The 11,828-nt window shown below is 70.4% G+C and carries 10 protein-coding genes, 1 pseudogene and 1 riboswitch; of the genes and pseudogenes, 7 read left to right on the forward strand and 4 right to left on the reverse strand.

Going from position 1 to position 11,828, the window contains the following annotated elements:
• The first annotated feature begins 56 nt into the window (after positions 1-56).
• From ACZ6KY_RS36810 to ACZ6KY_RS36820, 3 genes and pseudogenes are all read left to right on the forward strand, one after another.
• On the forward strand, positions 57-1,760 hold the full coding sequence (locus ACZ6KY_RS36810; RefSeq protein ID WP_469314613.1) for a serine/threonine-protein kinase: 1,704 nt from the start codon (positions 57-59) through the stop codon (positions 1,758-1,760).
• A 221-nt stretch (positions 1,761-1,981) separates the two neighbouring features.
• A riboswitch (cobalamin riboswitch) is annotated at positions 1,982-2,104 on the forward strand.
• A 167-nt stretch (positions 2,105-2,271) separates the two neighbouring features.
• Positions 2,272-2,561, forward strand: a pseudogene (locus ACZ6KY_RS36815) (hypothetical protein).
• Between the two features lie 260 nt (positions 2,562-2,821).
• Positions 2,822-4,114 (forward strand): tachylectin-related carbohydrate-binding protein, encoded by a 1,293-nt coding sequence (locus tag ACZ6KY_RS36820; RefSeq protein ID WP_469314614.1) that lies wholly within the window; start codon positions 2,822-2,824, stop codon positions 4,112-4,114.
• Between the two features lie 207 nt (positions 4,115-4,321).
• Here the strand turns inward: ACZ6KY_RS36820 and ACZ6KY_RS36825 are convergent, their stop codons facing one another.
• Both ACZ6KY_RS36825 and ACZ6KY_RS36830 read right to left on the reverse strand, forming a co-directional pair.
• The gene (locus tag ACZ6KY_RS36825) at positions 4,322-4,495 is read right to left on the reverse strand and encodes a hypothetical protein (RefSeq protein ID WP_469314615.1); all 174 of its coding nucleotides are present in this window, start codon (positions 4,493-4,495) and stop codon (positions 4,322-4,324) included.
• A gap of 170 nt (positions 4,496-4,665) precedes the next feature.
• Positions 4,666-4,974 (reverse strand): hypothetical protein, encoded by a 309-nt coding sequence (locus ACZ6KY_RS36830; RefSeq protein ID WP_469314616.1) that lies wholly within the window; start codon positions 4,972-4,974, stop codon positions 4,666-4,668.
• A 157-nt stretch (positions 4,975-5,131) separates the two neighbouring features.
• Between ACZ6KY_RS36830 and ACZ6KY_RS36835 the strand changes: the two genes are divergently transcribed.
• The 3 genes from ACZ6KY_RS36835 (at position 5,132) to ACZ6KY_RS36845 (ending at position 7,456) form a co-directional block, all read left to right on the forward strand.
• Entirely contained in the window at positions 5,132-6,127 is a 996-nt protein-coding gene (locus tag ACZ6KY_RS36835; protein ID WP_469314617.1) for a helix-turn-helix domain-containing protein, read from the forward strand.
• Between the two features lie 84 nt (positions 6,128-6,211).
• Entirely contained in the window at positions 6,212-6,808 is a 597-nt protein-coding gene (locus tag ACZ6KY_RS36840) for a hypothetical protein (protein WP_469314618.1), read from the forward strand.
• A 15-nt stretch (positions 6,809-6,823) separates the two neighbouring features.
• Positions 6,824-7,456: a DUF4241 domain-containing protein gene (locus ACZ6KY_RS36845; protein WP_469314619.1), complete on the forward strand. Its 633-nt coding sequence runs from the start codon at positions 6,824-6,826 to the stop codon at positions 7,454-7,456.
• 270 nt (positions 7,457-7,726) lie between these two features.
• Here the strand turns inward: ACZ6KY_RS36845 and ACZ6KY_RS36850 are convergent, their stop codons facing one another.
• Together ACZ6KY_RS36850 and ACZ6KY_RS36855 are read right to left on the reverse strand one after the other, a co-directional pair.
• Positions 7,727-8,275 (reverse strand): hypothetical protein, encoded by a 549-nt coding sequence (locus ACZ6KY_RS36850; protein WP_469314620.1) that lies wholly within the window; start codon positions 8,273-8,275, stop codon positions 7,727-7,729.
• 2 nt (positions 8,276-8,277) lie between these two features.
• Positions 8,278-8,895, reverse strand: a complete 618-nt coding sequence (locus tag ACZ6KY_RS36855; RefSeq protein ID WP_469314621.1) for a hypothetical protein — start codon at positions 8,893-8,895, stop codon at positions 8,278-8,280.
• Positions 8,896-9,319: 424 nt separating this feature from the next.
• On the opposite strand from ACZ6KY_RS36855, the gene ACZ6KY_RS36860 reads away from it, so the two are divergent.
• Complete coding sequence (locus ACZ6KY_RS36860) at positions 9,320-11,698, forward strand: ADP-ribosyltransferase domain-containing protein (protein ID WP_469314622.1); 2,379 nt, start codon at positions 9,320-9,322, stop codon at positions 11,696-11,698.
• Positions 11,699-11,828 lie beyond the last annotated feature (130 nt).

Here is an 11,828-nt window from a genome sequence, read left to right on the forward strand (position 1 = left end):
GTGTTTGCGGTCACCTGCGTGGGGCCGTGCCACAGGTATCTCGTAGGCTTCCGGCCATGGGCGAGGGGGATTCCGGCAGACGGGTCGTAGAGGGGCGCTTCGAGCTGGAGACGCGGCTCGGTGGCGGTGGCATGGGCACGGTGTGGCGTGCACGCGATCTGGTCCTTGACCGGGCCGTGGCACTCAAGGAGGTACGGCCGCACGATCCGGGTCTTGCCGAGTACGACCCGCAGGGCGCGGCGATGCTCCGGGCCCGAGTGCTGCGCGAGGCACGGGCGCTGGCTCGCGTCGATCACCCCAATGTCGTGACCATTCATCACGTGGTGGACAGCGGGGAGTACGTCTACCCGTGGCTCGTCATGGAATTGGTGACCGGCGGGTCACTTCAGGACCGGCTCGACAAGGGGCCGTTGGCTCCCGCAGACGCCGCCCGGCTGGGTCGCGAGGTGCTGGCCGCGCTGCGCGCCGCGCACGATGCCGGCATCCAGCACCGGGACGTGAAACCCGCCAACGTGCTGATGCGGCCCGACGGACGTCCCGTCCTCACCGACTTCGGCATCGCGACCATCAGGGACTCGACCGCCCTGACGGTAACCGGGTCGATCATCGGCACGCCCGACTACATGGCACCCGAGCGCATCTCCGGCGGCGAGGGCGGCCCGGGTTCCGACCTGTGGTCGCTGGCGATGATGCTGTACGTCGCCGTCGAGGGACATCACCCGCTGCGCAGGGGAACCACCCTCGCGACGCTGGCGGCGCTGCTGAGCGAGCAGCTTCCGCCACCCGTCCGAGCCGGAGTCCTGACCGGGTTCCTGAACGCCGCGCTCGTCAAGAACCCGGCCGACCGGGTGGACGCGACGACCGCGGACCGGCTGCTCGCGGAGGCGGTCGAGGGCGGCAGCACGGTTGCGAGTGCTCACGCCGGGGCGGACGGGGCCACGTCGTACAGGCTGGCCCCTCCGCCGGGTGCGACACCCGTGCCCTCGGCGCCGGTTGGGTCCGGACCGCCTGCCGGCTTCGGACCGTCAACCGGCTTCGGGCCGCCGACTCCGTACCCGGCGGGCCCCACACGGCAGACGCCGACGGGGCCGGGCAACCGTGCGAAGACCCGCATCGCGATCGCATCGTCGGTCGTCGGGACCGTGATGGCGGGAGTCCTGGTGTGGACCCTGCTGCCGGACGGAGGCGACAAGGACGCTGGAGGGGCCGCCGGTTCAGCCGGTGCGACCTCCTCGGCCAGGACGACGGATCCCACGCGCACAGCTTCCCGCCCGAACCCGACCCCGACGCCTCAGGCCGACGCGAAGACGGATCTGCTCACCCCCGCCGGCATCCGGGCGGCGGTGAAGGAGATCAAGGCCGCGACCGGCACGGACCGCGCATGCGACCTCACCGTCTATCCGACGTACGTCTCCGCGGACATCATGGTCAAGGGCAGCGACACCAAGTACGACAGCTACACCTACCGCCCGGGCCAGGGCGTCGAGAAGGGCATCATCAGCAGTGCGATCATCGGCGGCGAACGCCCCTTCAGTCTCGACAGCTTCGACTGGGACGTCCTTCCCGCCTTGCTGAGGCGGGCGAAGAAGGACCTGAACGTACAGCGGCCGACCATGCGTTACGTCCTGGTCCGCCCTGCCGACGACACGTTCGGCACTCCGCTGGGACTGGCTGTCTATCTCGCCGACGACTACGTCACCGGCTATCTGGATGCCGACCTGAAGGGCAAGGTGACCCGGGTGATGCCGGCCCAGGCCTGAGCGGTCTGTCGGTATCGCCCGCGCCCTCGACGGCAGTCGCGCCTCGGGACGAGGCCGCCGCGGCGCGGTGCGCGCCGGTCACGAGGGCCACCTTGCCGTTCATGTCTCGCTGAGAAGTCATCGACCCATCCCAGCCGCCACAGCCGCGGAACGCCGGCGGCGAACGGACACCGGCATCGGTGGACAACACGATGATCGGCGGCATAGAGCGACGGCGGGACGAGGAAGCCGGTGTGAATCCGGCGCGGTCCCGCCCTTGTGACCGGTGAGTGCGCTGCGGCAGGCCACCGCCCCAACCGGGTCGGGAAGGCGGAGCGTTCAGAGATCCGGGAGCCGGGAGACTCACGCGGTCGCCTCCCCGAGCGGCACCGGGGCGGATCTCGCCGGGAGGGGAGTGGTGTGCTGTGCCCGGGACGCCGTTGGAAGAGGCACCAGGGAGCCCGTGGTGGTGGGCGGACCCGTGCCGTGCCGGGTCGTCGTGTGCCGGGACTGCTGCTGCGGCGGTCCTGAGATGACCGGAGTGGATCACGCCGCACAGACCGCGCGGCTGCGCGCGGAAGTACCGGTGCGCGTCTCCGAGTGCCTCGACGTGTGCGACCAGGCCGAAGTCGTCGTCGTACAGCCGTCCGCCGCGGGCCGGGCCGCCGGCGCACGGCCCGTCCGGCTCGGACTCGTCAACGGCCCCGACGCGGCCGAGGGCATCGTGGCCTGGGTGCGCGCCGGCGTCCGGAAGTGGCTCCGCCGCCGGACGTCCTCGACCTGTACACCTTCACCCCGCCGGGGCGCCCGGCGGATTCCTGAGGCCTGCGACTTCACGCGGACCGGCCGACCCCGGGGCGCCGAGTGTGTGTCCGGGGCCTTCCGATGCCCTGTCAGGACGCAACAGGCCAAGGACGTTTGCGTCCAGCCGATCTCTCTTCCACCCCTCGTGACCTGCGGCGAAAGTAGTTCTTGCCACCGGGCGACACACCCGGGACGACCTCCACGGCTGCACATGCAGGGCAGCCGGGCGGTCGGTGACGTGCCTTCGCCCGTTCGACTTCCACACCGCAGGAGAGATCATGAAGTTCAGCCACGCCCTCCGCCGTACCACCGCAGCCGTCGCCGCCGTCGGCGCCATGTCCCTCGGCATGGTGGCGACCACCGCCGGCGCCGCGCACGCCGTCGCGTCGTGCTCCGGTGACGTGTCGATGTACGGCACGCTGGCGGACGGACGGCTGACGTACACGCAGATCGCGCCGGACACCGGCGACCGCGTCAAGACGCTCACCGGCCCGAACCTCGGCTTCACGCCCAAGGCGATGGCGACCCTCAACTTCAACACCATCCTGGTCACCTCGACCACCGGCGACCTCTACCGGGTCGACGTGTCCACGAACAACACCTCCCTCACGCTCGCGGGAGTCGTCAAGATCTGGGACGGCGGCTGGACCTTCGACAAGATGGTCTACGACGGCGCCGGTCACCTCTACGGAACGGTGGACGGCGAGCTCCACCAGTACGTGGTGTCGCAGCCCAAGCCCGCGGGGTCGGCCCACATAGGCCAGCACGTCGTGATCGACACCGGCTTCGTCCTCAAGACGCTCGCCGCCGCGGGTGACGACCGCATCGTCGCCTCGACCGCGGACGGCCGGCTGCTCAGCTACAAGATCAACGGAGTGGGCGACTGGGACCGCACGGTCCTCAAGGCGAGCGGCTGGTCGGCGGTGGACTCGCTCTCCTCGCCGGGCGGCGGCCTCTACTACGGCCGCACCAACGGCGGCATGTACTGGTACTCCGACGCGGACCCGACCGACGGTGACGGCAGCGACATCACGTACCACTCCGACGACCCGGTGGACGCGTCCGGCTGGACCCAGAGCCTGCTGTCGACCTATGCGAACAACTGCGCCTATGTGGCGCCGGCCCCGCCTCAGTCCGTGCAGGGCGGCACGATCTACCGCAACGAGGTCATGGCCCGGGCCAAGAACTGGTACGACCGCAACGTCCAGTACGTCGGGGGGTCCGACACCGCCAGCGACGTCGACGGCGAGCACTCCTACCGCACCGACTGCTCCGGCTTCGTCTCCATGGCCTGGCACCTCACCACCTCGCTGAGCACCGAGACCCTCCCCAGCGTGAGCACGCAGATCGACAAGGCCGACCTCAGGCCCGGTGACGCGCTGAACGACTACTCCGAGCACGCCGTCATCTTCGCCGGCTGGAAGGACCAGGACGCGGGCACCTTCTACTACTACTCCGAGAGCAGCCCGGACACGGACATGAACTACGCGACCGCGAACATCAACAGCGGCAACATCAGCGGCCACCCGGGCTCGGACTATGTCGCCCTGCGCTACAAGAAGATCGCCTGACGCCCCACCCGACGTCTTGAAGGCCCCGCCGGTCCCCCGGCGGGGCCTTCAAGGCGTCCGCACGCCCCACACCCTTGGAGATATCCGTCCCGGCCATGCTCCGGCCCATGCCGAAAAGGGCGGTGCTCCCTCGGTTCGAGGGGGCACCGCCCTTTCAGGCCGACGGGACGCGGCCGCGGCACGTGGCTGCCGGGCGCGGCGGGCGGCCTACTGCCAGCCGGCGTCCGCCGGAGCGACCTGCCAGCCGGCGTCGGAGGCGAGAACGGAGGAGGCCGGAACCGCGTCCGCCGTGGACCGGGGCATGACCACCGGGGCGGCGAGAGCCGCGGCGACGACGAGGGAGGAGACCGCGGCGGCCTTGGCGATGCGGGTACGAAGCATGGCTGTTTCCGTTCCTTCCGGGACGAGATGCGGTGTCCGGCCTGCTGTCGCGCCCCGCGGTGGCGCTCGGCTCGGCCGGTGATTCATAGGTTCGTCGCAGCTCAGGCCCGAGGAAAGGGTTCACGGATGGACGGAAGCGGCCTTGGACCGATGCGTCCACGGGGGCCGTCTCAGCCCACCGTCTGCGGCTCGAAGGCCAGGGGCATCAGCGGCACTCCGGCGCCGGTCGGCCGCGCCGTGGCCAACTCCGGCACGGCGCGCAGCAGTCGGCGGGTGGTCCGTACCGCTCTTTCCTCCGCCTCTTCGAGCGCTTCGGCCAACAGGTAGAAGCCGAGCGTGAGTTCGGAGGAGGAGACGGTATGCACGGCGACGTGCTCGACGCCGTCGCGGGGGACGATCGCCGATCGCACCAGAGTCCTGATGTTGCGTGGCAGTTCGTCGCTGGACGGCAGTTCCAGATATGTGTGGACCAGGTACATGCAATCCAGAATCTCAACGGGATGCGTCAACAAGTCGGCTTGTACGGTGGCCAGTTGAGGCCCTGGCCGCTTTGGGCCTCCCCCTGCGACGATCCCCGATCCTCTGCGAAGATCATCGTGGGACTGGGGAGGGTCTGTGGAAACCGGGGGGAACCTGATGCTGACCGCGCTTGGACTCGATACCGCCGCCGAGAGGGTGTATCGCGCCATGCTCAGAAGTCCGGCCGCCGGTGTCACGGCCCTCGCCGACGCCGTGGGGCTGCCCGGGGAAGAGGTGCGCGACGCCCTCGACACGTTGAGCGAGCTGGCCCTGGTGCGCCCCGCCGCGGGGGACGCGGGCCGGCTCCGGGCCGTCTCCCCCGATATCGGCATGGAGATCCTGATGGGCCGCCAGCAGGCCCAGTTGGCGGCCCAGCAGCAGCGCCTCGAATCCTCCCGGGCAGCCGCGGCGCAGCTCATCTCCGAGTACGCCGAGCTCCGCCCCGCCACCAGCCATCCCGGGGTGGAGCAACTCGTCGGCCTCGACCAGATACGCGACCGGCTGGCCGTACTCACCCGCGAGGTGCGCGAGGAGTTCCTGGCCTTCGCCCCGGGCGGACCGCAGACCGCGGAGAACATGGCCGCCTCCCGGCCGCTCAACGAGGACCTGCTCGGCCGCAGGGTACGCATGCGCACGATCTACCTCGACAGTGTCCGTACGAACCGGCCCACCGTCGAACACGCCACCTGGCTGGCCCGGCTGGGCGGCCGGGTCCGCACGGTTGCGTCCCTGCCGACCCGGATGATCCTCATGGACCGGCTGACCGCCATGATCTCGGTCAGCAGCGACGACACCGCCGCCGGCGCCGTCCTGCTGACCGGCCAGGGCACCCTCACCGCCCTGTGCGCGCTCTTCGAGACCACCTGGGAATCCGCCCAGCCGCTCGGCGAGATCGTCCCCACCGACCCGAACGGACTCACCGGCCAGCAGACGACCGCCCTGCGGCTCCTGGCCGAGGGCCACACCGACGAGGCCATCGCCAAACGGCTCGGGGTGTCGCACCGCACGGCCCGCCGGATCGCCTCCGAACTGATGGAACGCCTCGACGCCCGCAGCCGCTTCGAAGCCGGCGTACGAGCCGTCCAACAGGGCTGGCTGCCGCCGCGCCCCTGACCCTTCACCCAGGCGTCCCACGCCGCCGACGGCACCGGTCGTGCGTATCGTGGCCGGTGATCGGTGGATCTTGAGGGGCGGGGCGTGGGCGAGGACGTGGTGATGGTTTCGTACGCCGAGGGGTGGGACGCCGGTTCCCGTCGTGCGGTCGGGCCGCTGACCCGGGCGGAGGCGGAGGAGCGGGACGGAGCCGGGGAGCCCTATGCGGTGCTGCACCGGATTCCGGGGCGCGCGGTCCCCGCGGAGGTGCATCTCGTCGCCTGGCGTCACCATTTCGTCGGGCAGTGGGTCTACGACGAGCTGGGGCGACGCGTCCGCGACGTCGATCTCCGGCCGCTGGAGGACGACCGCCTGTTCCTGCGGCAGTATGTGGAACGGCGTTACGCCTCACCAAAACAGCCGGACCTGGCGCCCGACGCCTGGCGGGTCACGCTGGAACTCCTCCCGGGGCGAGCGGGCAGGAAGATCCTGGAGGAACGCGGCGACAGCGGCGGGTCGTTCCACACCGTGGCCGATGTGCCGGAGGATCTGCGATGGCACGATCGGTCCGGGTTCGGGGTAGGTGCGGTCGACCATGCGTCCAGGCCGCCGGACGCGCCCGAGCCGGATGAGGTCACGGCGGCGGAGGTCACGGCGGCGGAGGCGGCTTTCGCGGGCGGTGAGGAGCCCGCGATCCTGTGACGCCCGCCGAAGCCCATGCGTCTGAAGGTGTCGCTCAACGCCCTTTTCCAGCCCGGCAATTCCTTCCTCGTGGAACCCTGGACCAAGACGGAGACAGCCGAACCGCGGCACATTGCCGTGGTGCGGATCCCGAGCGGGCGCCTGGCGGTCTCGGACCCGCTGGGGGACGAGCCCCGCGAACTCGCCGAGCGCATACCCCCCGGCGAATACCTGCTGGAGACCGCCGTGATCACCGGAGAGGGCGAGTACGAGGGGCACCGGTTCCCGGTCACCGAGGAGCCCGCCGTACGCCTGCTGATCCGGGAGGAGCCCACCGTGTCCTGGGAGTTGGCGCTGAGCCAGGGCGAGGACCCCCGTCTGCTCCTCGACGGCCACGCCTACGGCTTCGGCACCGACGGTGCGGCCGGCGGTTTCGCGGACGCCGCGGCCTGGGAGACGCTGTCCGGCAGAGTCAGGCGCTCCTACGAGGACCAGGACGACGACGTGTGCGAGTCGGTCGGCGACGGCTACGTGCGCGCCGTCGACGAGGCCACCGGCAGCGACCTGGTGTCGTTCGGCACGGGCGGCGACGGAACGTGGCCGGTATGGCTGGGCCGCTCCGCCACCGGCGAGCTCGTCTCGGTCGTGGTGGTCACGTCGTACCTCTGACTTGACTCTGTCGGGGATCTTCATGGGCCGAGGTCAGTTGCCGAGGGTTCGCCGGGACTGCGACCGGGGGGTCTCGTTCTGGTCCAGGAAGGTCGGGGGGCGGTCGGCGGTACCCGGTCCCACACGGTCGGAGCCCGAGGTGAGTTCGCGGATTCTCGCGTCCGGGGTGTCCGGTGGAGCGGCCCTGACCGCCGGGGCCGTGGCGTGCCCCGTGACGGCGACATGCAAAGACCCGCACCCCGATTGTTCGGAGTGCGGGCCTCGATGGCGCTACCGGGCAAGTGAGCGCTGGTTCTGGGACGAGGTGCCCGAGGTGCGGGAGCCGGAGCGGCCCGGCTTCGACGGGGCCCAGGTCGGTTTGGCCGTTGCCTCGGCCGGGTCGGGCTCGGCCAGGGTGAGTCCCCAGGCGTCGTCCTTCTCTCCCCTGCGGGCCTCGATCTCCTTGATCTGGCCGCTCTTGGCGAAGTAGAGGACCACGACCTGCCGTACGGAACCCTCGTCGTAGAAGTCCGCTGCCACCTCTCCCTTGGCGGCGGCGCCGAAGGCCTTGACCCAGTTGCGGGCCGTGGCGTCGGCGTGCGTGCCGTCGACGGCGAGCGCGGCCAGTGCGTCGACGTCGCCGTCGGCGAGCCGCCACACGGCCTTCTGCACCGTCTCGAGGCTTCCCGTGGAGGGGTAGCCCACGACTCGCAGCGGCCGGTGACTGCTGTAGTCCGTCTGGTACGTCAGGGATTCGTCGTCCGACGTGCAGCCCGTCAGGAGTCCGCCCGTGGCGACGGCGGCCAGGGTGATGCGGGTGAGTCTTGTCTTGCGTGTCATGGTCAGGACCTCGCCTTCGGGCGGAGGATGACGACCCGCTCGATGTAGTTGGGCTTGCCGTGGTGCCGCAGGATGGCAGCCGCGAGGCTGGTCCTGTTCGAGCTGCCGTGCTGGATCAGCTGGAGCCCGTGCCGCTTGCGCTCGACGACGGCCACGTGGTTGTAGCCCCGTTGGCGGGTGTCCCGTCCTTGCCCACGAGGGTGGGCGAGGCGGCGGTGTGCCTTGGCCGCCACAGTGCCGTCGGGGTGTTCGGTGAGGTCGGTGTCGACGGTGACCCAACTGCCGTTCCGGTCGAACCGTACGGGGCCGGCGGTGAGTTCAGTCGTCAGGGAGCCGTCCTGTCCGACCCAGGTGGTGGACGTCTCGGTGCGCTCGGACAGTGCCTCGACCCGTTCGCCGGAATGCTTCGCCGCGTCGAGGGCGGAGGGAACGTCGGGAGCGGAGAGCTTCCCGGCCGGGCTGTTCACGGCGGGTGCTGCCGCGATGGCCGACCGGGGCGTTGCCAGGACCACCCCGCTCAGCGAGGTCAGGGAGAGCGCGAACAAGGCGGTGGTGCGGGGCAGTTGCCTGAGCGCGCGCGAAGAGACCCGTTCCCCCGGAACGGGCGGTGATATGTGCATGGTGTGCGTTGGCCCCTTGGTCAGACGGCCTGGTAGTGATCAAGAAATCGTCAAACTAGTGCCTGGCTGGTGCGCACACATCACCTAGAAGGCGTTTTATTCCATTGCGATCACGTTTGGTGCGCGGTGGGCTTTGTCACGGAGAAGTGAGGGAACCTCAAGCCCCCTTTTGCCGTTCGTCCTTTCGCGTTCCGCCGGGTCGGTCCGGGCGAGGAGTCGGCCGACCGGGGCCAGGCCCCGTCCGCCTCATGTACCCCGATCGGCGGGTGCACGGCCGGTGGGACGTGAGCGTGTGCGGCCACCGGTCGGTGTGGGTTCAGCAGAGCATGACGGCAGGTCATAGACCGCTTGCCGGGGCCGCGTTGTCAGTGGTGGGCGATACGTTCGGCGTCTTGGAACCGCTGTGACACGACAGGAGTGGACGATGACCGAGAGCAGTGTGCCGCCCGCGCTCAGGGTGGTGCTGACGGACGTCAACGAGCGTGTGGTGGAGGCGTGGCGCGCCGCGTTCGCCGACACGCCCGGCATCGAGATCCGCAAGGGCTCGATCCTCGACGAGGACGTCGACGCCTGGGTCACCCCCACCAACTCCCTGGGCCGGATGGACGGCGGGGTCGACGCCGTCATCAAGCGGTACCTGGGGTCCGGCATCCAGGTGCGCGTCCAGCGGGCGATCCGTGACCGGTTCGCCGGACCCATGCCGGTGGGCAGCGCGGTCTGCGTCCCGTCCGGCGCGACCGTTCCCCGGTACCTGATATCGACGCCGACGATGGTGCGGTCCTCGCAGAATGTGAGTGCCACGCTGAACGTGGCGCTGGCGTGCGCGGCTGCTTTCCAGGCTGTTCACCGGCAGAACTGGAAGAAGCCGGGCAGCATCCGGTCCGTGGCGCTGGTCGGGTTGGGGGCGCAGACCGGCCAGGTGCCGGCGCGGGTGTGCGCCAATCTGATGTGGACCGGCTACACGCTCTTTCACGACCACTGGTTCGAGGACGACGACGAGCTGCGCTCCACGATCGTCTCCCAGTTGCACGGAATCGAGAACGTGCCCGTGGACCAGCGGGTACGCATCGTGCCACCGGTGGCCGCCGTGCCGACGCCCGTAGCTCCCGCCCCCTCCTCTCCTTCCGCCACGACGAGTGAAGGCGCCTCCGCCATGACCGGATCGGGGCCCGGTGTCCCGGCTCCGGGCCAGCCACCGCAGTCCCAGCCCGGTGCGAGCGACCCCCTCGCCCTGAGCGAGCTCTTCGACGGCGGCGGGGAGTCCTGGCTCCCGCTGCTGAAGCCGGTCATCGAGGCGCAGCCGGACGCCGCGCGGTTCATCGGGAAGGGCCGCAGCCCTGAGGTGGTCCCGGTCCGCGAGCTGACGTTCCAGGCGCTCAAACCGAACCCGCCGCACAAGTGGAAGGTTGTGGTCTTCGGTCAGAACCCGTATCCGCGGCCGGAGAGCGCCACCGGCATAGCCATGTTCGACAACACCTTCAGTGACTGGAAGGACAGCCGGTTCGGCCGGGTCGTCAGCATTCGGTGCCTCATCAAGGCGGCGGCGATGTGGAAGTACGGCATCGTCAAGAAGACCCCGATCGCCGATGTGCGGGCGCTGCTGAAGGAGCGGGACACGGTCCAGCCGCCGGAGTGGTTCCAGGCGATGCTGACGCAGGGCGTGCTCCTGCTGAACGCGTCGCTGACCGCGAGCGGGGACGGGGCGATGGGGGCCGACCAGCACACGACGTTCTGGCGGCCGGTCGCCGAGCGGATCGTCGAGGAGATCCTCAAGGCCAAGCAGGACGCGGCCGAGGAGGACCGCGGGGTCGTGTTCGCGTGGTGGGGGGCGCACGCCCGCAGCCTGAAGCGGGTTGTCCTGCGGCTCCAGCAGAAGTACCCGGACGTCGAGGTGCGGCATCTGGACCACGCCAACCCGGCGGCGCAGGGCGACCTCTTCTGCGAGGGCGACCATTTCGCCCAGGTCAACGACGCTCTGGCCTCGTTGGGCGCCGACGGCATCGACTGGCTGCCGAGCAAGGGGTGGAACGAGACGGCGGTCGGCACGGGCGGTGCGGACGGGGGTGCCGCCGCGCGCATGGGCGCTTTCATCGAGTCGACCATGAACCTGCACCAGCTGTACCTGGAACGCCTCACCAGCGTCAAGGACGAGGGCCTGGTCCTGCCCGCGATCACCGGTGTCTTCGACACCCCGCTGATGGACTTCCACGACGCCGCCGCCCCGGTCTCCGCGGCGCTGTCCGGGCTCGCCGGGCACATCCAGCGCTCCCGCGACTTCGGCAAGCGGCGTGCGGACCAGGTGGCCGAGGGCGGCCCGTCCGCCGACGCGATCGCCGCGCTCCACCTCTATACCTGTGAGTCGGCCTTCTACCGTGAGATCAACAGCGTTCTGCGCTCCCCCGACCGCACCAGGGTCACGCCCTACCTGCCGTACCTGCGGCTGCTGTTCTCGGCGGTCTCGAAGCTGCCGGCCTACACGCAACCGCTGTGGCGCGGGGTGTCGCTGGACCTTCGGGCGCAGTACCCGGTGGGCCGGACAGTGACCTGGTGGGGTGTCTCCTCCTGCACCTCCGAGCTGAAGGTGGCCAGGGCGTTCTTGGGCAGTCGCGGCAAGCGGACGCTCTTCGAGGTGACGCCGGCCCGGGCGGTCGGGATCAAGCGCTTCTCGGCCTTCACCGGCGAGGAGGAGTACATCCTCACGCCAGGTACCCAGCTCAAGGTGACGGAGGTGAAGAGCGAAGCCCGCGGGCTGTGCACGGTCCGGCTGAGCGAGGTCACGGACGCCGCTCCCGTGGTGTCCTGACCCCCCGTTCACGAGGGCCGTGGTCGTGGGGGGGGGGGGGGGGGGGGGGGGGGGGGGGGGGGGGGGGGAGGGGGGTGGGGGGGGGGGGGGGGGGGGGGGGGGGGGGGGGGGGGAAAAAGACACCCCACCA

This window comes from Streptomyces sp. NPDC042002 (genome assembly GCF_055588305.1).

Coding starts and splice junctions, on each gene's coding strand:
- ACZ6KY_RS36830 (WP_469314616.1), bottom strand. CDS start 4,974: ATGTACCTGGTCCACACATATCTGGAACTGCCGTCCAGCGACGAACTG.
- ACZ6KY_RS36855 (WP_469314621.1), bottom strand. CDS start 8,895: ATGCACATATCACCGCCCGTTCCGGGGGAACGGGTCTCTTCGCGCGCG.
- ACZ6KY_RS36850 (WP_469314620.1), bottom strand. CDS start 8,275: ATGACACGCAAGACAAGACTCACCCGCATCACCCTGGCCGCCGTCGCC.
- ACZ6KY_RS36860 (WP_469314622.1), top strand. CDS start 9,320: ATGACCGAGAGCAGTGTGCCGCCCGCGCTCAGGGTGGTGCTGACGGAC.
- ACZ6KY_RS36835 (WP_469314617.1), top strand. CDS start 5,132: ATGCTGACCGCGCTTGGACTCGATACCGCCGCCGAGAGGGTGTATCGC.
- ACZ6KY_RS36810 (WP_469314613.1), top strand. CDS start 57: ATGGGCGAGGGGGATTCCGGCAGACGGGTCGTAGAGGGGCGCTTCGAG.
- ACZ6KY_RS36825 (WP_469314615.1), bottom strand. CDS start 4,495: ATGCTTCGTACCCGCATCGCCAAGGCCGCCGCGGTCTCCTCCCTCGTC.
- ACZ6KY_RS36845 (WP_469314619.1), top strand. CDS start 6,824: ATGCGTCTGAAGGTGTCGCTCAACGCCCTTTTCCAGCCCGGCAATTCC.
- ACZ6KY_RS36820 (WP_469314614.1), top strand. CDS start 2,822: ATGAAGTTCAGCCACGCCCTCCGCCGTACCACCGCAGCCGTCGCCGCC.